The following is a 22,355-nucleotide window of genomic DNA, read 5'->3' on the forward strand; positions in this document are numbered from 1 at the left end:
GCGGCGACGATAAGCGTGCGCCGCGCAAAGGGTCAAGCCGCTGGCGGGCCTGGCTGCGACGAAACGCGGTTTGGCGGGGATGGAATCCGCCTGGCGGTGATGCGCCTGCCGTAAGCTCGCAACGGCAACTCCACGAGACGGTGCGCGGCCCACGATGCGGCAATGGTCAGCGCGAGCGCCAAAGCGATCTTCAGCGCGTCGGGCCACGCACCGGCGACAGCCTCTGCCGCGGCAATGCCCATGCCATGGAACAGGTACATGCCGTAGCTGAGCGCGCCGCCGAACAGCGCCAGCCGCACACCGGGCGACAGGGGAGCATCCGCTTTCACGTCACCTCCCATCGCGCCACCCAGCAGCAACGCAAAAGACAAGGCACTCAGCACGTTGAAATAGCCGAACGGCCGCGGCCCGATGCCCTCGCCTGCGGCTTGCGGGTACCACACGAACAGCGCACCACCCAGCGCCAGCCCCGCAACCAGCGACGCCCTTTGCCACACCCGCTCGCGCAGCAACACGGGCAGCGCATACGCGAGCGCGATGCCGAACCAGAACTCGATCAGCATCGCCGGCAGCTGGGCCTGCCACACGATCCAGCGCTCGCTTTTCATGTCGGGGTTCCAGCCGTGAGACAGGGCATAGCTGATCGCAGCCACAACACCCATCACGGCCAGGCGCCGGCCCGGCGACGCGGCCCCACCCTGCGTCGCCAGGCGAAGGCACAGCGCAACGACTGCATAAAACGCCACCTCGACAGGCAGCGTCCAATACACGAGGCTGAAGTACGCCGCGTCGCTGGCGGGAAAGACCGGCAACGTCTCGATGAAAAAGAGGTGCTTGAAAAATGCCTCGCCCACGCCGGCCTGCTTGCCCCACACCAGCGCAACGCTGACCAGCAGCGACAGCAGGTACAGCGGGTACAGGCGGAACGCGCGCCGGATCGTAAATGCGGCCGGCGGCATCCACGCCGTGCCGAGCAGGTAAGGCGCAAAGAGAAAGCCCGTGATCACGAAGAACAGGTCCACGCCGTTGTGAAAGAAGTGGATCCACTGCAGTTGCGCTGCCACGTCGCCATGCAGGTGATAGCTGTAGTGGTGCAGCAGCACCATGAGGGCGGCCAGGCCCCGCGCCCCCTCGATGACCGGGTTCATGAGCTCACGGGCTTGCCGGGCTGCTTCCTGGCGGTGACTTCGATCTCGATCTTCATGCGCTTGTCAGCCAGGCCGACCGACATCATGGTCGCGGCGGGCCGCACATTGCCCAGGTACTTCCTGAGAACCGGCCAGCAGGCTTCGAAATCAGCACTGTCGGGCAGCAGGTACGTCACACGCACGACGTCTGCCATGCTGCTGCCGGCCTGCTCGAGCGCCGCCGCAATATTCTTCAGGCACTGCTCGGCCTGGCCCACGACGTCATCCACGATGGTCATGGCCGCGTAGTCAAAACCCGTTGTGCCCGCGACAAACACCCATTCGCCGTCCACCACGGCGCGCGAATAGCCGATCTGCTCTTCAAAGGTGGAGCCGGAGCTGATCAATCGTCTGGTCATCTGCTTGTCCCTCATGTCATGCCGCTGGGTTCGTTCGCGCTCCGTTTCACCTAGGGCGCGGTAAGCACTTTACCTAAGGGCGCACCCGCGCCGGTGCCTACAGTGAATGCACACCAATCCAAGGAGTACGACATGGGTTACGCGCAACGCCAGGAACAGCACGACGAGCAACGCTACGGCAACGGCGAGCCGGGCAACAGCCGGGCCAACGCCGCGCAGCGCGACGCCCTCAGGCTCGAAGACCTGCTGGACGACGTATTCGAATTCGTGCTGGCCGACCGCGCCACGCACTGAGCCGCCAACGCCGCGCGCCCGGTCCCCGGGCCGGCTGACCACAGATCTCCCCCCCCCCGGGGCCTTCGCGGGCTCCCCTTGCCCCCCGGCCAGGCCCGACAGTCGTCGCCTGGCTGGGCCGTCCGGGCCTGCCCCGCACGCATCGCGAAAAACCGATTGCCACTCCCTTGAAAAGGGCCAATGCCGGCCCAAGCTGCGACTTGGCCCTCATTTCCAGCTAAGAAAACCAAATGGCAGACCCCAAGGCAGACTTCAACCACAACGACCAGGCTCAGCCGCTGTCTGGCGAGCCCTCCCCAGAAGAACTCGAAGCCGCTCAAGCCGCCAACGAACACGGCGCGCTGGCTGACCTGCAAGGCCAGCTCCACGAGCTGACCCTGAAAAACGCCGAGCTCGGCGAGCTCTACCTGCGCGCACAGGCCGACATGCAAAACACCCGCCGCCGCGCCGAGGAAGACGTCGCCAAGTCACGCAAATTCGCCGTCGAAAGCTTTGCCGACGCGATGCTGCCCGTGCTCGACAGCCTGGAAGCTGGCCTGGCCATCAAGGAGGCCACGCCCCAGCAGATCCGCGAAGGCGCCGAGCTCACGCTGCGCCAGCTCAAGGCGGCGCTGGAGCGCAACAAGGTCATGGAAATCAACCCCGCGCAGGGCGCCAGGTTCGATCCGCACCAGCACCAGGCCATTTCAGTGGTGCCGTTGCCCGCAGGATCTACACAGGATGCCAACACGATCGTCGCTGTGCTGCAAAAGGGCTACTCGATCGCCGAACGCACGCTGCGCCCCGCGCTGGTCACAGTTTCCGGCTCTCGATAGGCGGCAACTGCCGCTTGAAACCGAACAGCTTATCCACAAGTACCTCACATCTGAATCTGAATTGGCCGTCACGGCCGCATCGCTAGGAGCATAAAAATGGGAAGAATCATTGGCATCGACCTCGGCACCACGAACTCGTGTGTCTCCATCATGGAGGGCAACACGCCCAAGGTGATCGAAAACAGTGAAGGCGCGCGCACCACGCCGTCCATCGTCGCCTACCAGGAAGACGGCGAAATCCTCGTCGGCGCCTCGGCCAAGCGCCAGGCCGTGACCAACGCCAAGAACACGCTCTACGCCGTCAAGCGTTTGATCGGCCGCAAGTTCGAGGAAAAGGAAGTGCAAAAGGACATCAACCTGATGCCCTACACCATTGCCCGCGCCGACAACGGCGACGCCTGGGTGGAAGTGCGTGGCAAGAAGTTGGCACCGCCGCAAATCTCCGCTGAAGTGCTGCGCAAGATGAAGAAGACCGCTGAGGATTACCTCGGCGAAGCCGTGACCGAAGCCGTGATCACGGTGCCCGCGTACTTCAACGACTCGCAGCGTCAGGCCACCAAGGACGCCGGCCGCATCGCCGGCCTGGACGTCAAGCGCATCATCAACGAGCCGACGGCTGCGGCCCTCGCGTTCGGCCTGGACAAGCAGGAAAAGGGCGACCGCAAGATCGCCGTGTATGACCTGGGCGGCGGCACGTTCGACGTCTCCATCATCGAGATCGCTGATGTCGATGGCGAGAAGCAGTTCGAAGTGCTCTCCACCAACGGCGACACGTTCCTGGGCGGTGAAGACTTCGACCAGCGCATCATCGACTTCATCATTGCCGAGTTCAAGAAAGAGCAAGGCGTTGACCTGTCGAAAGACGTGCTCGCGCTGCAGCGCCTGAAGGAAGCCGCCGAGAAGGCCAAGATCGAGCTGTCGAGCAACTCGCAGACCGACATCAACCTGCCGTACATCACGGCCGATGCATCGGGCCCGAAGCACCTGAACATCAAGCTCACGCGCTCCAAGCTGGAGCAGCTGGTCGAAGAGCTGATCGAGCGCACCGTCGCCCCCTGCCGCACGGCCATCAAGGACGCCGGCATTTCCATCGGCGACATCCATGACGTGATCCTCGTTGGCGGCCAGACGCGCATGCCGAAGGTGCAGGAGAAGGTCAAGGAGCTGTTCGGCAAGGAAGCGCGCAAGGACGTGAACCCTGACGAAGCCGTTGCCGTGGGCGCGGCCATTCAAGGCCAGGTGCTCGGCGGCGACCGCAAGGACGTGCTGCTGCTTGACGTGACGCCTTTGTCTCTTGGCATCGAAACGCTGGGCGGCGTGATGACCAAGATGATCAAGAAGAACACGACCATCCCGACGAAGTTCGCGCAGACCTTCTCGACCGCTGATGACAACCAGCCCGCCGTGACCATCAAGGTCTTCCAGGGCGAGCGCGACATCGCTGCCGGCAACAAGGCACTGGGCGAATTCAACCTCGAAGGCATTCCGCCGTCGCCGCGCGGCCTGCCGCAGATCGAGGTGAGCTTCGACATCGACGCCAACGGCATCCTGCATGTGGGCGCGAAGGACAAGGCCACCGGCAAGGAAAACAAGATCACCATCAAGGCCAACTCGGGCATCTCCGAGGAGGAAATCCAGAAGATGGTGAAAGACGCCGAGCTGAACGCTGCTGAAGACAAGAAGAAGCTTGAGATCGTGCAGGCGCGCAACCAGGGCGAAGCCATGGTTCACAGCGTCAAGAAGAGCCTGGGCGAATACGGCGACAAGATCGATGCGTCCGAGAAGGAAAAGATCGAAACCGCGCTGAAGGAAGTGGAAGAAGCGCTCAAGGGCGATGACAAGGAAGCCATCGAGTCCAAGACGAACGCGCTGATGTCCGTGAGCCAGAAGCTTGGCGAGAAGATGTACGCCGACCAGCAGGCACAGCAAGCCGCGCAGGCGGCAGGCGCTGCGCCTGGCGCAGAAGGTGCTTCGAAGGCGAACGATGAAAACGTGGTGGACGCCGAGGTGAAAGAAGTCAAAAAAGGTTGATGCCGGACGCTGAAAGCGCCGGATCAACTCGCCGCGTTCAAATGAGACCCCTTCGGGTCTCGTTAACGCGGCGAACCTGCTTGAAGACGATTGCTGCTTACCTGAAGACCGCTGCTACATCGACACTGCCGTACAGAACAACACGCTAGATTCATGGCCACCAAACGAGACTATTACGAGATCCTCGGCGTTCCCAAGAACGCCTCTGACGAGGAGATCAAGAAGGCTTATCGCAAGCTGGCGATGAAGTACCACCCCGATCGCCATGAGGGTGACAACAAGAGCGCCTCCGAAGCGAAATTCAAGGAAGCCAAAGAAGCGTACGAGATGCTCTCGACGCCCGACAAGCGCGCGGCGTACGACCAATACGGCCATGCGGGTGTGGACCCCAACATGCGCGGCGGCGCAGGCGGCGCTGAAGGCTTCGGCGGCTTTGCGGAAGCCTTCGGCGATATCTTCGGCGACATCTTCGGCCAGCAACGCGGCGGTGGTGGCGGCGCAGGCCGTGGCCGGCAGGTGTATCGCGGCAGCGACCTGTCGTACGCGATGGAGGTCACGCTCGAAGAAGCGGCCAACGGCAAGCAGGCGCAAATCCGCATCCCGACCTTCGAAGCCTGCGACGTGTGCAGCGGCTCCGGCGCCAAGCCGGGCACGCAGGCCAAGACCTGCACCACGTGCCAGGGGCAAGGCGTCGTGCAGATGCGCCAGGGATTTTTCAGCGTGCAGCAGACGTGCCCGCATTGCCGCGGCTCGGGCAAGATCATTCCCGAGCCGTGCACCACGTGCCACGGCCAGGGCCGCGTGAAGAAGCAAAAGACGCTCGAAGTGAAGATCCCCGCCGGCATCGACGACGGCATGCGCATCCGCAGCGCCGGCAATGGGGAGCCCGGCACCAACGGCGGCCCGCCCGGCGACCTGTACATCGAGATCCGCCTGAAGAAGCACGACATCTTCGAGCGTGAAGGCGACGACCTGCATTGCGTGGTGCCCATCAGCTTCACCCGAGCAGCGCTCGGCGGCGAGATTGACGTGCCCACGCTGCAAGGCAAGGCGGCCATCGATATTCCCGAAGGCACGCAGGCCGGCAAGCAGTTCCGGCTGCGGGGCAAGGGCATCAAGGGTGTGCGATCGAGCTACCCGGGCGACCTGTATTGCCACGTGGCCATCGAAACGCCCGTCAAGCTCACCGAGCACCAACGCAAGCTGATCAAGGAGCTTGATGAGGCGCTGAGAAAAGGCGGCTCCAAGCATTCGCCGACGGAAGAGAGCTGGGCGGACAAGCTGAAGAACTTTTTCAGCGCGTAGTTCGCCTTGCGTGTGGCCGGTTCCGTTGTTGGGGGCGCATCAGCGGCTCAACAATAGCTGGCGCGCCGGGGCTGGTTGAAGGCAGAATCGGGCGGTGACCTCGCTCAAATTCTTCCGCTCCACGAGCCCCTGCACCGGAATAGCGCATGACCGACAGCCGTGATCCCGCCTTTCGCCACCTCATTGCATCGCAAATCAACGCCGCCTCGTCGGCGCTCAGGCGCAGCCAGGCGCTGCGCCTGCGCCGCGAATTCGACTTGAGCGAGGTCGAATGGCGCACCATCCTGCTCATCGAATTCATGCAGCCTGTGCGGCTGCGTGATGTAGCGGCCGAATCTGCGGCCGACAAGGCGCAGATCAGCCGCATCGTGACCGCGCTGGTCAAACGCGGCCTGATCGTGCGGCAGGAATACGCGAGCGACGCGCGCTCTGCATTTCTCTCACTCAGCACGTCCGGCAAGGACCTCGCGGCGCGGCTGTCACAGCTGGCCGCCCAATACGAGGCAGAACTGCGCACCGAACTGGGGCAAGCCGGCGCTGAGCTGCTGCTGCGCACGCTCGCCGTCGTCAGGGACAAGGCCATGCACAGCGCACTCGCCGAAGAGCGGCTTGGCGCAACCGCCAGGCGCTAGCCGTGTTCACCCCGGCCCGTCAGGCCGAATAGGCAAGCCCCGTGGCGGCCAGGCCGGTGAGGTTCACGTTGTCGAGGTTGTAGAAGGTGTCGGCGGCCAGCATGCCCAGGTAGGCCTGCGAATAGCCAGGCGTCTCCAGGATGCTGATGTACTGGGCCTTCAGATCGGGCGGCGGTAGGAAGCCGACCAGGTTGAAAAACACCTGGTCCACGAAGTCCTCGTTCGAGTGCGATCCCGCCAGCTGGGCAAAGCGCTCCGATGCAGCGGCTGCACCAATCGCATCCTCGTAGCTGGCGCCGTTGTCCAGCAGGCTCAGGTACTGGCCGACCAGCTGCTGGTTAGCCAGTGCACCCGCGCCGAACATGGCGCCGACCACCTTCGCGGCGGTGCCTGCATTGCCATCCAGATCGAAGGCCAGCGTGACGTCGGTAAAGCGCTCCCGCTCGACCGAGATGAGCGTGTTCACCTGGTCACCATCGGGCGACGCGCCGTGCGGAACGACCGTAAAGCCCTGCAGCGTACGCGTGATGTCGAAGCTCGATCGCAGGCCATTGAACACGGCCATGTCGGCGCCTTCACCGCCGACGAGCAAATCGCCACCACCGGCACCCACGAGCGTGTCATTGCCGGCTTCACCGTACAGGAAGTCGTCGCCTGCGGAGCCGCTCAATGAGTCGTGGCCCGCACCGCCCACATGCACTGGCACGTTCTGCGGCACGTATTCCACGCCGAACGTGGTCATGTTGTTGTAGCCCGCGGCATCGAGCGCTTGCGGCAAGTCGGCCGCCAGTGCGGCAAGCGATGCCTGCGTGAACACGCCGGTGTCGAGCCAGCCCACGAGCTGGGCCTTCAGGTCCGGCGGCGGCAGCGTGAAGAAAAGGTTGGCGAACACCTGGTTGACGAACGCCTCGTTCGTATGCGAGCCCGCCAGGTCGGCAAACTCCTGCGAGCGCACTGCCGCCTGCGCAACGTCCTGCATGCTGAGCCCGGCATCGAACATCGCCAGGTACTTGCCCACTGTGTCGAGGTGCGCCACAAAAGCGTTGCCGCTGAACAGCGTCGCCACCAGCCGCAGTGCCAGCATGGCATTGCCGTCCAGGTCGATGGCAAAGTGGCTATCAGCGTATTCCACGCGTTCAACGCCAGTGAGCGTGTCGCGTCCCTCGTCGTGCGCTGAAAGAAGGATATAGCCGTCACCCGACACACGCGAGTACTGGTTTTGCGGATACGCGAACACGGCGGTGTCGATACCGCCGCCGCCTTCGATGCGGTCGTCGCCCAGGCCACCACTGAGCGTGTTGTTGCCATCATTGCCGGTGAGCTGGTTCGCCAGCGCATTGCCCGTGCCGGCCAGCGGTGAGGCGCCCTGCGCAAGCACCAGGTTTTCAATGAACGAGCCCAGCGTGTAGTTGATGCTCGCGACCACGGTGTCGATGCCGCCGCCGGGGTTGAGCGTGGTCGGATCTTTCGGTCGAGTGAGCGCGGCGGATTCAGACTCCGTCACCACGTCGCCTGCGCTGTCGACGATGTACGTGTCGTCGCCCGTGCCGCCCGTCATGCTGTCGGCGCCGGTGCCGCCGTCGAGCAGGTCATCGCCTGAGTCGCCCAAAAGAGAGTCAGTGCCCTCGTCGCCGTAGAGCGCGTCGTCACCGCCGCCACCTTCGACCGTGTCGTTGCCGTCGCGCCCGCGGATCAGGTCATCCGCCTCGCCGCCGCCCAGGAACTCGGGCGCGACGGTGCCTTGCTGCACGCTGAACGAGCGGTCGTCAAACTGCAACAGCTCGACGGCATGCAGCCGCGTGACGCCCGCGGGGCCCGTGACGAACAAGTCGCCAGTGGCGTTGTCAACGGCGATGGAATAGAGCGAGAACGCGCCCGGGAACACCGCGACGTCATTGCCCTGCCCGCCATCAAGCGTGTCGTTGCCGCCGCCGCCCGTGAGCGTGTCGTTGCCAGCCAGCCCGAGGATCGTGTTCGACAACGCATCGCCTGTGATGCGGTTGTCCAGCCCGTTGCCCGTGCCATTCAGGGCGTCTTTCAGCATGACGAGGTTCTCGACATTGGCCGGCAGGGTGTAGCTGGCAATCGCGCCCTGGATCACGGTGTCGTTGCCCTGCGAGGCGGCCTCATTGATCACGGCGCCCTGCTGCACCCCGACGTACACGTCGTCGCCATCGCCACCGTTCATCACGTCGGCGCCATCGTTGCTGAACAGCACGTCGTTGCCGTCGCCGCCATTGATCGTGTCGGGCGCTTCGGTGCCGATCAGCACGTCGGCGCCGTTCGTTCCATTGATCAGGCCGCCGCTTGCGCCGCCCGGGTCGTTGTCCAGGATCGTGCCTGTGGCAATTGGCGTGGCGATGGTGGCGTGCAGCGGGCTGGATAGCTGCATCGAAAAACTCTCGGTGCTCTCGGCGATGCCATCTTCAACGTAATGAACATCGATCACCTTGAACGTCTCGCCCGGTGCGAAAACGGCGGTGCCGCTCACGGCGCCGAAGTCCGCTGCGCCTGCAGTGCCGGTGGCGGTTGCATAGTGCACGCTGACTGTCTGCGTCGAAGGCGCATCGAGCATCAGGAAGAACGAGGTGTCACCGTGGCCCTCGAAGGCCGCGACATTGGCCACCGTGATCGACGGCGTTGCAACGGGCGGCACGCCGCTTTGGGCGATGAGGACAGGTGCCTGCTCCTCGCCGTCAGCCACCGTCGCGCCCGTGGCGCCAAACAGGTTGATGAGCAGGAACTCGGGCCCTTCGGCCACGCCGTCGGCCGTCGGCGTGATCGTGATGAACTTTTCAGTCTCGCCCGGCTGGAACGTGAGCACCTGGTTGGCCTGCGCGGTGTAGTCGGAGCCAGCCGTCGCCGTCACGTCCGACGTGGACCAGTGCACGGTGACCACGCCCGAGCTCGGCCCGCTGAGAAACACCCTCACCTGTGTAGGCAAGCCCTCTTGCGCCAGCTCGCCGTCGATGTGGATCACCACGGCAGGTGCCGTCACGACGAAGGCGCTCGAGGTCGTCACACCCGCGCCGCCGGTGCCCTGGCTGCCGCTGTTGCCGTCACTGAAGATCATGTCGATCTGCAAGGTGCCCGTGACCGCAGGATTGCTGTTGCTGTACGTCAGCAGCGGCAGCATCTCATCGAGGCGCGCCTGCGTCGTGCCTGCCGCGAGCGTGATCTTCCAGCCGCTGCCGGTGCTGGCGTAGGTGCCGATGGGCGTGCCGTGCAGCGCGAGCGTGCCCGCCGATGCAGACGTGGCCGTCATGCTCAATGCACCGCTCGCGCCGAAGTGGTCAGCGCTGTTCACGCCACCGTGCCGCACCAGCGTGAGGCTCGCGCCGCCGTAGTCGCCCTGGCCCGAATTCAATCCCGCCAGCTCGGCGTCGAACACGCTCGCATCGGGGGCCAGCACACCAGCGGGCGCGCCGATGTTGTAGCCGACGATGTTCTCTTGCGCCATGCTGCCGAACGATGTGTCGAGCGTGCCGTTCGTGTTGTAGCGAAGCACGGCTATGTCGTAAGAGCCACTGATCAGCGCGCCGCGAAAGCCCGTGACAACGATCTTGCCGTCGCCCTGCACGGCGATGTCCTGGAACGACGCATCAGCAGGAACCGGCCACGGCGAATAGACGATGCCATCGCCGCCGAAAGTCGTGTCGAGGCTGCCGTCGTGGTTGTAGCGGATCAGGATGCCGTAGTTCGATGTCGCGTTGTAGAACGACAGCCCCGACACAAGAATCTTGCCGTCCGGAAGGTTCATCACGCGATACACGACGTCCAGCACGTCACCCACCGGCGTCATGATGCGGCCGTCTGCGTTGCCGTCACCATTGAAGCTGGTGTCGGGAGTGCCATCGGCATTGAGCCGGACCAGTTCGATGCGCGTGCTGCCGTTCTGCAGCCCGCTCGCCACCTGGCCCATCAGCAGCAGCTTGCCGTTCGAGTCTTCCTGCACCTGCGACCAGTTGTCCTGGGCGCTCGAGTCGCCCGGGTTCGTCGAGAGCACAACTTTGCCGCCAGTACCAAAGCCAGTGTCCAGGCTGCCGTCGGCGTTGTAGCGCACGAGCGCAGGATTGAAGAGAGTGCCAGTTGCATCCGCAACCACGCCCGCCGCCAGGATCTTGCCGCTGGACAGGACGATGATCGAGCGCGCAGCGTCGAACGAATTGCTGCTGACCGGCGTGACGATGAGGCCATCGCTGTTGCCGTCGCCGTTGAAAGTGGCATCAAGCGAGCCGTCGGCGTTGTAGCGCGCCAGCGTGAAATCGCGAAAGCTCCCGGAGCCATTGGCCGTGGTCGTGGAAAAGCCGGCGACAAGCACCTTGCCCGTGGGCAACGCGACCACGCTGTAAAGCACATCGCTGCGCGTCGTGACAATGGTCGTGACTTTGCCGTCGCCATCGAACGTGGTGTCGAGGCTGCCGTCGGCGTTGTAGCGCGCTATGGCGAACTGGAAGTTGTTGCCGGGGCTCTTCCATGCGCCGCCCACGATCAGGATTTTTCCGTCGGCCTGCAATGCCGCCGAGCGGTACTGCGCGGTAAGCCCGAATGCCGTCGTCACACTGCCCTGGTTGCCGAACGACGTGTCGACGCTGCCGTCGGCGAGAAAGCGTGCAAGCAGGAAATCCCGCGCGTCCTGGTTGGGGCCGCCGGCCGACGAGAGATTGCCGCCGTTGTCCCGGGTGCCAGTGACCAGGATGCGGCCATCACCGAGCACGAAAACATTCGTGCCAAACGAATTGAATCCGCCGTTGCCGGGCAATGTGACACCGCCGCCGGTGATGCTGCGAAATGTTGGTGAGGTATTGGTCGGCATGTTGCTTCAGGCCACTGTGTATTCGAGACCCGTCTGTGCCAGGCCTGTGAGGTTGACGTTGTTGAGGTTGTAAATCGTGTCGCCCGCGAGCGAGCCGAGGTAGCCCTGCGAATAGCCCGGCAGGTTCAGGATCGCGACGTACTGGTCATGCAGTTCTGGCGTCGGCGGCGCGCCCACCAGGTTGATGAACACGCGATCGACGAACTGTGCGTTGCTGTTGCCGCCCGCCTCCGCCGCGAACCGCGCTGAGTCAGCCGCAGCGCCCACCACCTGCTCATAGCTCATGCCCGAGTCGAGCATCGCCAGGTATTGCCCGACCAGGACTTCGTCGGCGAGCGCCGCAGCGCCGAACATCACACCCACCACCTTCGCTGCAATGCCCGCATTGCCATCGATGTCGTAGGCGACGGAAATATTCGAGAACGTGGCGCGCTCCACGTCGATCAACTGCGCCGTCTGGCCCGCGCCGCTCACCACCAGGCCCAGATCGTTCGACGTAACGGTGTACGCAGACTTCACTGCGGTGAACACCGCGCGGTCGATGCCGCTGCCGCCTGCGATCACGTCATTGCCGCCCAGCGAGGACATCACATCGTTGCCCGCCCGGCCGAAAATCGCATCAGGCCCCGCCGTGCCGCCCAGCGTGTCGTCCAGCTCTTCGCTGCCCGTCACGGCAGATGCGCTCTGGCTCGTGAACACCACGCCGGCAGAAGGCGCCGCGACCAGCTCCGCTGCATAGGCACCCATCGATGCCTGCGTGAAGACGCCCGCTGCGATATAGCCGACCAGCGTGTCGCGCAACTGCGCAGATGGCGCGGAGCCAACGAGGTTCTCATAGACGTGGTTGACAAAAGCCACGTCGGAATGCGAGCCGGCGAGCTGCACGAAGCGATCCGACGCGACTGCCGCCGCAATGCCCTCTTCGAGCGTGACGCCCTTGTCGAACAACGCAATGTAGTGGCCCACCAGCGCAGCGTCTGCCGTTGCAGCCGCGCCAAAGATCACGCTCACTGTCCGCGCCGCCAGCGTGGCAGAGTCACCCACGCCCAGCAGGCCATCGGCAAACTGCAGGCGCTCCACATGCGTCAGTGTGTCGGTGCCATCGGCTGCGGAACTGACGGTGACGGTGCCGTCCGCCGAGCCAATGGTGTACAGGCTGCGCGCACCGGAGAACTTTGCCGTGTCAACACCAGCGCCACCGTCGATGGTGTCGTTGCCCGCTGCGCCAGCCAGCTCGTTGTCGCCCTCGTTGCCGGTGACCACATTGGCCAGCGCATTGCCTGTGCCGTTGATGTTGCCGCTGCCGTTGGCCAGCACCAGTTTTTCAAGGAAGCTGCCCAGCGTGTAGTTGATGCTCGCGACCACGGTGTCGACACCACCGCCCGGGTTCAGCGTCTGCGGGTCTTTCAGGCGGGCCTGGGTTTCGGTTTCCGTCACGACGTCATCGGCGCTGTCCACGATGTACGTGTCGTCGCCCGTGCCACCGGCCATGCTGTCCGCGCCAGTGCCGCCATCGAGGAAGTCATTGCCCTGGTCGCCGCTGAGGGTGTCGTTGCCTTCGTCGCCGTACACCGCGTCGTCGCCGCCGCCACCGCCTACCGTGTCGTCGCCCGAGCGGCCGTGGATCATTTCGTCGTCAGCGCCGCCATCGAGACTGTCATTCACGTCGTCCTTGCCGAACTGCACGGTGTACGCGCGGTCTGCAAACTCGATGCGATTGATGTGCTTGAGGCGGTCGGTGCCTTCGGGTCCGCTCACGAAAAGGTCGTCGGTACCCGCTACCGTGTAAATCTTGTAGTCGGAGAAGTTGCCGGTGTAGATCGCAACGTTGACGCCGTCGCCGCCTTCCAGCGTGTCGTCGCCGGTGCCGCCTTGCAACGTGTCGTCGCCTTTGCCGCCGTCGATCTTGTCGTCGCCGCCGCGCCCGTCGATGAAGTTCGCGCCGTCGTCGCCCTGCAAGTCATCGCCGTAGTTGAACGAGCCGTAGATGTTCTCGATGCTCACCAGCGTGTCGTTGCCATCACCGCCTGACGCCGTGCCCTGCTTCAGCCGCACTGTCACGGCGCTGGTCGCGTTGTAGTAGTCGGCCCCGTCATTGCCACCGGCACCATCGAGCGTGTCGTCGCCGCCGTTGCCGCGCAGGCGGTTGTCGTTGCCGTCGCCCGTGAGGCTGTCATTGAAGTTGCTGCCGCGCGCGCGTTCGATGTGGGTGAAGGTGTCCGTGCCGTCCGCACCAGTTGCGGTGCCCAGCGCAATGTTCACCACAACGCCTGCGCTCGCCGCGAAGTAGTCCACCGCGTCCTGGCCGCCACCACCGTCGATCTGGTCGTTGCCGCCATTGCCGCGCAGGATGTTGTCGCCCGCATCGCCCACCAGCGTGTCGTCGAACGCGGAGCCCATCACGCCTTCGAAATTCGTGAACGTATCGTTGCCGTCTGCGCCCGTGGCCAAGTGCGTTGCGAAGTTGACATTCACAGCGCCGCTGGCCGTCGAATACGAAATCCAGTCGTAGCCCAGCAGCGTGTCGTTCGTGCCGCCGTCAAGGCTGTCGTCGCCCAGGCCGCCATACACGGTGTCTTGCCCCGCACCAGCAATCACCGTGTCGTTACCGGCGCGCGACTGGAAGTCGTTGCTGCCTGCGTCGCCCGTGAGCGTGTCGGCAAACTCCGAGCCACGCACCCACTCGATCGAGATGAGTGTGTCCGTGCCCTGCGCACCAGTCGCCGTGCCCGTGAGCAGGTTGACGTTGACCGCCCCGGATGAATTGCCGTAGCTCGCGCGATCGTTGCCTGCGCCGCCATTGATGGTGTCGTTGCCGCCCGCGCCTTCAAAATAGTTGTCGGTTGCGTCGCCAATCAACATGTCGTTGAAGTCGCCCGCGAGGATGCCGCGAAAGCCGATCAGCGTGTCGTCGCCGTCCGCGCCGGTCGACCTGCCGGTGGACAGGTTCACCGTCACGCTGCCTGGCGCCGTGCGGAAGTCCACCTGGTTGAAGCCCAGGTCTGTGCCGGTGGACGCGCCGCCATTGAGCAAGTCGTTGCCCAGGCCGCCGCGGATGATTTCATTGACAGCGCGGTTCGTGCCGGAGATCGTGTCATTGAACGAGGAGCCGGCGACATGCTCCAGATCGATCAGCACATCAGTGCCGATACCGCCGCCCGTGGCTGAACCCGCCGTGCCGTCGACACCGAGAACCACCGTCACGGCCGATGTCGCATCGGTGTAGCTCACGAAGTCGTATTCGTTGTTCTGGCTCGCCGTGTTGGCCAGGATCAGCTGCGGGCCGCCGTCGAGTGTGTCGTTGCCTGCATTGCCAAACAGCGAGTCAGCCCCGGCACCGCCATTCATCGAGTCATTGCCCAGGCGCCCCTCAAGCGAGTTCTTGCCTGCATCACCCACCAGCGTGTCGTTGAAGTCCGAGCCGCGCGCGTATTCGATGTTGGTGAAGGAGTCCACGCCGCCCCAGCCATCCGTGGCCGTGCCGGCCTGCAGATTGACGTTCACTGAAGCAGGCGAGCTCTGGTAGTTCACGCGGTCGGTGCCGCCCAGGCCGTTGATCGTGTCGTTGCCGCCGCGCCCTTCGAACGATTCAAAGCCGCCGCTGTTGCTGCCGGTCAGCGTGTCGGCGAATCCGGAACCGCGCACTTCCTCGATGCTGATCAGCACGTCGGTGCCGCCGAAGCCGTCGCTGGCTGTGCCGGGAGATGTACCGCCGAGTGTGACGTTCACGGGCGCATTGCTGGTGGTGTAGCTCGCGCGGTCGAAGCCGGTGCCGCCATCGATCGTGTCGTTGCCGCCGTTGCCGGTGAAGCCTTCGAAGCCGTCGGTCGCAGCGCTGCCATTGGCGGGATTGCCGCCGGTCAGCGTATCGGCGAACTGCGAGCCCGACACGAGCTCGATGCCGCTGAAGTGGTCGGTGTTGCCCCAGTTGTCGATGGCAATCCCCGTCACCAGGTTGACGTTCACGCCCAGGCCCGTCGGCGCAGGACCCATATCGAACGACGTGCTGTCGTACGAGATCTGGTCAAAGCCTGCGCCACCCGCCACCGTGTCGCTGCCGCTGCCGCCAATCAGGTTGTCGTCGCCGGTGCCACCCGTGAGCACATCGTCACCCGCCCGGCCAAACGTGTACGCGCCTGTGTTCGAGAGCTGGATGACATCGTTGAATCCGGAACCGTGGACGGCTTCGATGCTGACCAGCACATCGGTGCCGCCAGCGCCTGTGGCCACTCCCGTCAGCAAGTTGACGTTGACGCTGCCGGAAGCAAATTCGTAGCTCGACACGTCCGTTCCACCGGCGCCGTCGATCGTGTCGTTGCCCAGGCCGGCGACGATGAAGTTGTTCGACGCGTTGCCCTTGATGGAGTCGTTGAAATTGGAGGCGTTGATGTTCTCGATGCCGATCAGCACGTCGTTGCCGCCCAGGCCGTCAGTCGCCGTGCCTGCGGTCAGGTCCAGCACGATGCCAGTCGTTGCGCTCCAGTAGGAGACCGAGTCGCCAGTGCCGCTGCCACCATCGAGCGTGTCGTCGCCGGCGCCGCCATCGAAGAAGTCATCACCGCCATTGCCCACGAGGCTGTCGTTGCCGTCGTAGCCCGTCAGGCCATTGCTCGATGCATTGCCTGTGATCGTGTCGTTGCTGTTCGAGCCCGACACGTTCGCGATGCCGACCAGCGTGTCGATGCCCGCGCCACCGGACGTGAGGTTGGTCAGCAGGCTGACGTTCACGCCCGAGCCAGCCGAGTAGTAGGCCACCGTATCGGAGCCGCCATTGCCAATGATCGAGTCGTTGCCCAGGCCGCCCAGCAGCACGTTGTTGCCAGAGCTGCCCGTGAGCGTGTCGTCGAACTGGGAGCCCGTCACCTGCTCGATGTCGATCAGGGTGTCGATGCCACCATCACCATCGTTGGCAGTGCCGCTGCCCAGGTTGACGTTCACCGGGCCGGCGGCGCTCTCATACGTCACCATGTCGCCGAACAGCTGGCTGCCGCCATCGATGGTGTCGTTGCCGATGTTGCCTGCAAGGTAGTCGTCGTCGGCGCCGCCTTCGATCAGGTCATTGCCCGTGCCGCCCGAGAGGAAGTCGCGCCCTGCCAGCCCCTGCATCGTGTCGTCGCCTGAAGTGCCGCTCAGGTTGTCGTCGCCTGGGGTGCCGGTGATTAGCATGGTCAATCCTCGTTGTTCTGTGTAGTTTGTATGCAAACTGCGCGTTATCTTATTCACTTGCGCGCACTTCGCATCACCATTTATAGGGATGGAACTTTCCCGGCGTTGGGGTAAGCTTTCCGCACAATAAGAGGGACCCGTTACATGGCATTCAAGCAGCAGGCCACGCGCGGCCCTGGACTCTGGCGGCCCGCGAGCCGCATCGCTGCCATTGCAGGTGTCGCGCTCTACGCCAGCGCGAGCATCGCACAGCCTGCCTCCAACGCTGAAATCATCCTGCTCGTCGGCAAGGGCGAGAAGCGCCCTACCGAGCAGGCCGCGTGGAGCGCCGCAACGGTGAACGAAAAAGTATCAGCCGGCAGCTTTGTGCGCACGCTCGTCAACAGCCAGATGGGCCTGTACCTGCCTGACCGCACGCAGATCCGCCTGAACCAGAACAGCCAACTGCAGATCAAGACGGTGGCCGACTCGGCGCAGTTCACGCAGACGCAGCTGCAACTGAACTCCGGCCGCGCCTGGAGCCAGGCCAAGCCGCAGACAGCACCCGCAGGCGGCGGCAATTCAGCCGATGCACGCGTGATCATCCAGACGCCCACGGCCACGATGGGCGTGCGCGGCACCGACTGGGAAATCGAGGTCGGCCCCAACGGCGAGACGCAACTCGTCGTGCTCTCAGGCGTGGTCGATATCAGCAATGAGCGCGGTGCCTTGAGCATTGGCGCCGGCGAAGCAGCGGTGGCGCGTGCGGGCGCTGCACCGGTGCGGCTGGTGCTGGTGAACCCATCGAGCCGCGTGCAGTGGGTGTCTTCATGGAAGCCGCAGCCCCGGCGCTGGGCCGGCGGTGATGCAGCGCGGCACGCACAGGCCATCGCGCAGATTGAAGCGGGCGACTATGCCGCCGCCATTGCGCAATTGCAGCCCGCATCACGCACGGACGCCAGCGCAGCGCTGCTGCTCGCCGATGTGCACATCCAGCAGGGCGATGTGGCGGGTGCAGTGGAAGTGCTGCGCCCCCATGCCACATCGAACACGAAGGGCCGCGTCGCGGCCTTGATGGCGCGGGCGATGGCGCGGCAAGACCAGCTCGCGCAGGCGCGTGCAGTGATTGCACAGGCACTCGTGCAATCGCCCGCCAGCATCGAATTGCTGCTGGCCGACGGCGAGCTCGCCGCGATCGACGGTGATGCCGCAGCTTCGCGCCGCGCGTACAACGCCGCGCTCGCCATCGAGCCGCGCAATGCGCAGGCGTGGTACGGCATCGGGTTGATTGAGTCGGAGCGCGAGAACGTGGGCCCCGCGCGCATCGCGTTGAATGAAGCGCTGCGCAATGACGCGAGCCTCTCGCAAGCCAGCGCAGAGCTGGCTGCGACAGAAGCTTTCGCGGGCAACCTCGAAGCCTCGCGGCAATTGCTGGAAGCGCTGGTCGCACGCGAGCCCGACAACTACGTGGCGCGCACGTCGCTGGGCGTGTACCAGCTCAAGAGCGGACGGCCTGCGCAAGCGCTCGACGATTTCCTGAAAGCGGGCCTGATCGAGCCGCGGTATGCACGCGCATGGCTCTACACGGGCGTTGCGCATTACCAGCTGGGCGACACCAAGCGCGCGCTGGAAGCATTCGACAAGGCCGCCAAGCTCGATCCGCACGACCCGGTGCCCTACGTTTACGAGAGCAACGTGTTGACCGACGCGCTCGACTATGGCGCAGCGATTGAAGCAGCACGCAACGCACAAGCGCGCATGCCCTTCCTCAAGTCATTGAACCAGGTGGCGAGCGACCAGAAAGGCAGCGCGAACCTCGGCGCATCACTCGCGAATTTCGGCATGCAGGAGTGGGCCGGCTATTACGCCAACCAGGCCGCATCGCCCTACTGGGGTGGCAGCCACCTGTTCCTGGCCGACCGGTACACGGGCAAGTTCACGCGCAACTCGGAGTTGTTCCAGGGCTTTCTGACAGACCCCACCGCCTTCGGCGCGTCGAGCCGCAAGTCAAGCCTGGTGCCCGCGCCGGGGCACTATGGGCGCGTTGATGTGATGGCGGAGACGGGCGACTGGCGGCAGGCCAATGCCTCTGCCACGCTCAACGGCCTTTCGACCGCCAGCGTGCCGATGGCCTACTACTTCAGCGGCGATGCTGCGGGCGCAAACGCGACCAGCAATGACAGCACGGCACGCGCGCGCAACTTCACCTTGGGTCTGGGCGCAAAGCCGCGCCACGACATCGGCATCTTCGCGTTTGCGACGGACAGCACCCTCAACGGAAAGCTGCGTGATGCAACACTGACCGACGACCGCCTCGACCAGGGCGAACAACGACTCGACCTCGGCCTGAACTTCAAGCTCACGCCCACCAACCAGTTCTGGATCAAGGCTGGCAGCGGCCACCAGGACAGCAACGTGAACGGGCTGATCTACTCGCCGTCCTCCGCAGCAGCACTCAACGCTGCGTTCAAGACGACGGTCATTCCGGCCGCCGGAACGCTCGACGAATTCAGCGCAGGAATTCGCCAGCGGGACCTGCAGTTCCGGCACGCATTCGACCTGGGTGCCGCCGAATGGTCGTGGGGGGCAGAGCGATCACGATTGAACCGCAATGGCCGCCTCGTGACCACGTTCACCCCGGTGATCATCGATAGCGCCGAACAATTCGCGCTGCGCCAGAGCGATGTGTGGGGCTCGATGCGTTATCGCCTGTCTGGCGGGCATGAGTTGCAGGCGGATGCCTTCTACCAACGCGCTCGCATCAACCGCAGCGACGCCAATGCGCTGCTCGCGACTGGCGTGGCCACGCCGCTGGCGAGTTCCGCAACGGTAGGCCTGCAGGACACATCTGAATGGAACCCGCGACTGGGCGCGAAGTTCCAGCTCGCACCGCTGCAGTCCGTGCGCTTTGCGATTCAGCGCTGGCGCCGTCCAGCCTCTGTAGGCACGCTCAGCCCGGTCGATACCTCGGGCATCGCAGTGAATGACCGGCTTGCCACACCGAGCGGCCTCTATCGCCGCGCGCGTGCGCAGTTCGATGGGGAAATCGGTGCCTCGACATTTGCGCAGGCCTATATCGACAGGGAACGCGTGGACAACGGCCTGGCCGGCCAACGCTCGCCTGTCTCAGACTTCGAACTCACGCAACTCGAGAGCCTGCGCGATAGGCCCGACGTTTTTTCCGCTCGCAGCGAGTTGGAAGAAACACCGCGGTTTGTCGAAGGCAAGGTAGCGAGCTTTGGGCTGGCGGTGAATCATTTGCTTGGCAAGTCCGCCAGCGTCTCGCTGAAGTACGTCAACCGGGATGCGAAGCAGACGGGCACGCTGGCCGGCCTCGCGGTGCCCTTCATTCCCCGCCACTATGCGCAGGCGGGCGTGCAGTGGTCGCTGCCCGGCCGGTGGCTGGTGGGCGCAAGTGCGATTTACCGCAGCGAGCGCTTCCGCGATGACCGCAACACGGTACTGCTCGATTCGGGCGTCAGCTTCGGTGGCACGCTGTATTGGGAAACAGCGGACAAGCGGCAGAGTGTGCAGGCCATTGCCGAGAACCTGCTCACGCGCAAGTCAGCGGGCAGAAGCACTGAGCCGCACTTTGTGCTGCGTTACTCGTACAACTTCGACATGCGCTAGCCGCCGGCGCGGCGCTGCTCAAAGTTTGTCGAGCGACACGGCTCCATCCCACTCACCTTCTGGCGGCTGCTCGACCAGCTTGCCGATCCGCTCGACATAGCACTGCGCCAGTGAATCGCCGGGCTGGCTGGCGCGGATGGCTTCCCACTCTTGCAACGCCGCGTCCCAGTGCTTGTTCTGGTAGGCGTGCCACGCACGTTCTGTCGCAGCAGCAAGGCTCGCGTCATCGCACGGCGTGAACACTTCCACGGGCACGTTCTTGCCTTTGACCTTCACCTTGTCGACACGCCGCAGGCCGATGCGGCCACGCAGAAGTTCTGCCGTGCTGCTCGACAAGAGAATGCCTGTGCCATAGGCCTTGTTCGCGCCTTCGAGCCGCGCGGCGAGGTTCACCGTGTCGCCGAGTGCCGTGTAGTCAAAGCGCAAGTCCGAGCCCATGTTGCCGACAATCGCGGGGCCGGAATTCAGGCCCACACGCATCGACACGCCGGCCGCGCCGAGCGCCTCGAAGCGCGGCTGCAGACGGTCCATCACCACTTGCATTTCAATCGCGGCGCGCGTGGCATTCAACGCATGCTCCTCATCGTCGAGCGGAGCGCCCCAGAACGCCATCACCGCATCGCCGACGAATTTGTCCACGGTGCCGTGATGCGCCATGACCACCTTCGTCACTTCATTCAGGTAGAGATTGATCACGTCGGCCACGCCTTCCGGCGTGAGCTTTTCCGACAGGCTGGTGAACCCGGCAAGATCGGTGAACACCACCGTGAGCTCGCGGCGCTGGCCACCGAGCTTGAGCTCCTCCGGGTGCGCGACCATGCGGTCGACGACTTCCTGCGACACGTACTTGCTGAACGCGCCGCGAATCTCATTGGCGCGGCGCTTCTCCGTCCAGTACGAAGCCGCTGCCATGCACATGAATGCAGCGAGCATGCTCACCACCGGCGTTGCCGACCAGAACCAGAAGTTGCCCGTCTGGAACTGCCACGCCGCCAGCCCCACAACAGCCCCCGCCGACGCAATCATCAAGATCGCACTGCGCAACGGCCCCCAGAACGCCAGCCACGACAGCGACAGCAACATCACCAGCGTGAGCACCATGGTGTTGAAGCGGATTGACGCCTGGCGGATCGTCTGGCCCATCAACGCGTTCTCGATCAACGTTGCGTGCAGCTCGACGCCCGGCGTCAACTCATGCAGCTTGTAGAGAAACGGCGTGGAGAACAGGTCGCCTTGCGACGCATTGTTCTCGCCGGACACGCGCAAGTCCTTGCCGATCAGCACGATCTGGTTGGCGAAGTAGTCCGGCGGAATCGACGGATCGCCATTGAGCACCTGGTAGTACGAGATGTGCGGGAACGTGCGGCGTGGCGGCCCCAGGTGGCGCATCAGCGAGCCGGGCGCCACATACGGCTCCTGCACCATGTTCGGCCGCACGCGGATCAGCGTCTTGATCACTTGCCGCCAGAAGGCGTCTTCGGCGTCGGGCACCTGGCGGATCACGGAGTCGTCATCGAGCGGAATGCTGGCGAGCGCGGTGGTCGCGCCGGCCTTGGTCAATTCAGGCGTCGGGTCCACGCGCATCCACTGGCGGATCGACGCTGTCTCGTGATACGCGAAGTCGGCCGCCAGCACCACGTTGCCCGCTGCCTTGATCGAAGCAGCAAAGGCCTCGTCTTCTTTCGGTGATGCGCTTTCGGGGAAAAGCACGTCGAATGCGATCACGGCAGCGCCCGCCTTGGCGAGCTTGTCGATCAGCTGCGCGTGCATGTCGCGCGGCCAGGGCCAACGCTTGTCGAGTTGGGTGAATGACGCTTCATCGATGCCGATGATGGTGATGGGCAGCGACTGCTTGGGCGGATCGGCCACCGTGAACAGGTCGAACACCTTCAACTCGACGATCTGCCACGCAGGCACCGTGCTCAACACCAGCCCCAGCACCCAGCCCAGCAGAGCAGACAGGCCAGCGAACTTGAGCGCCTGTTTGCCGGGGTTGGGTGGGCGGATGAGCATCCCGCAAGAATACGGGAAGAGTTCGAGCGTTTGAAATCAAGGAGTTTGGGCGGCAGATGGATTTGAATTGCTCCCTCCCCTTCCGGGGGAGGGTTGGGGTGGGGGCAAGCGGCGGTGATGTCATCGAC

At 64.3% G+C, this 22,355-nt stretch carries 11 protein-coding genes; 6 read left to right on the plus strand and 5 right to left on the minus strand.

Features of this window, described 5'->3' with window-relative positions:
* Positions 1–32 precede the first annotated feature (32 nt).
* Together GHT07_RS17840 and GHT07_RS17845 are read right to left on the minus strand one after the other, a co-directional pair.
* Entirely contained in the window at positions 33–1,148 is a 1,116-nt protein-coding gene (locus GHT07_RS17840; protein WP_153586455.1) for an acyltransferase family protein, read from the minus strand.
* Positions 1,145–1,546: a RidA family protein gene (locus tag GHT07_RS17845; protein WP_153586456.1), complete on the minus strand. Its 402-nt coding sequence runs from the start codon at positions 1,544–1,546 to the stop codon at positions 1,145–1,147. The genes GHT07_RS17840 and GHT07_RS17845 overlap by 4 nt, the downstream gene beginning before the upstream one ends.
* Before the next feature lie 102 nt (positions 1,547–1,648).
* On the opposite strand from GHT07_RS17845, the gene GHT07_RS17850 reads away from it, so the two are divergent.
* From GHT07_RS17850 to GHT07_RS17870, 5 genes are all read left to right on the plus strand, one after another.
* Positions 1,649–1,840, plus strand: a complete 192-nt coding sequence (locus tag GHT07_RS17850) for a hypothetical protein (RefSeq protein WP_153586457.1) — start codon at positions 1,649–1,651, stop codon at positions 1,838–1,840.
* Positions 1,841–2,070: 230 nt separating this feature from the next.
* On the plus strand, positions 2,071–2,655 hold the full coding sequence (grpE, locus tag GHT07_RS17855; RefSeq protein WP_153586458.1) for a nucleotide exchange factor GrpE: 585 nt from the start codon (positions 2,071–2,073) through the stop codon (positions 2,653–2,655).
* A gap of 96 nt (positions 2,656–2,751) precedes the next feature.
* The gene (gene dnaK / locus GHT07_RS17860) at positions 2,752–4,686 is read left to right on the plus strand and encodes a molecular chaperone DnaK (RefSeq protein WP_153586459.1); all 1,935 of its coding nucleotides are present in this window, start codon (positions 2,752–2,754) and stop codon (positions 4,684–4,686) included.
* A 153-nt stretch (positions 4,687–4,839) separates the two neighbouring features.
* Positions 4,840–5,991, plus strand: coding sequence for a molecular chaperone DnaJ (gene dnaJ / locus GHT07_RS17865; protein WP_153586460.1), 1,152 nt, complete (start codon positions 4,840–4,842; stop codon positions 5,989–5,991).
* A gap of 146 nt (positions 5,992–6,137) precedes the next feature.
* Positions 6,138–6,623 (plus strand): MarR family winged helix-turn-helix transcriptional regulator, encoded by a 486-nt coding sequence (locus tag GHT07_RS17870; RefSeq protein WP_153586461.1) that lies wholly within the window; start codon positions 6,138–6,140, stop codon positions 6,621–6,623.
* Positions 6,624–6,642: 19 nt separating this feature from the next.
* On the opposite strand, the gene GHT07_RS17875 is transcribed toward GHT07_RS17870, so the two are convergent.
* Together GHT07_RS17875 and GHT07_RS17880 are read right to left on the minus strand one after the other, a co-directional pair.
* Positions 6,643–11,439: a beta strand repeat-containing protein gene (locus GHT07_RS17875; protein ID WP_153586462.1), complete on the minus strand. Its 4,797-nt coding sequence runs from the start codon at positions 11,437–11,439 to the stop codon at positions 6,643–6,645.
* 6 nt (positions 11,440–11,445) lie between these two features.
* Positions 11,446–16,605: a beta strand repeat-containing protein gene (locus GHT07_RS17880; protein WP_153586463.1), complete on the minus strand. Its 5,160-nt coding sequence runs from the start codon at positions 16,603–16,605 to the stop codon at positions 11,446–11,448.
* Between the two features lie 144 nt (positions 16,606–16,749).
* On the opposite strand from GHT07_RS17880, the gene GHT07_RS17885 reads away from it, so the two are divergent.
* The gene (locus GHT07_RS17885) at positions 16,750–20,214 is read left to right on the plus strand and encodes a tetratricopeptide repeat protein (protein WP_153586464.1); all 3,465 of its coding nucleotides are present in this window, start codon (positions 16,750–16,752) and stop codon (positions 20,212–20,214) included.
* Positions 20,215–20,232: 18 nt separating this feature from the next.
* On the opposite strand, the gene GHT07_RS17890 is transcribed toward GHT07_RS17885, so the two are convergent.
* Positions 20,233–22,227 (minus strand): CHASE2 domain-containing protein, encoded by a 1,995-nt coding sequence (locus GHT07_RS17890; protein WP_153586465.1) that lies wholly within the window; start codon positions 22,225–22,227, stop codon positions 20,233–20,235.
* Positions 22,228–22,355: the final 128 nt, after the last annotated feature.

Origin of the sequence: Caenimonas koreensis DSM 17982 (assembly GCF_009646335.1) — a bacterium.
GTDB lineage: Bacteria > Pseudomonadota > Gammaproteobacteria > Burkholderiales > Burkholderiaceae_C > Ramlibacter > Ramlibacter koreensis.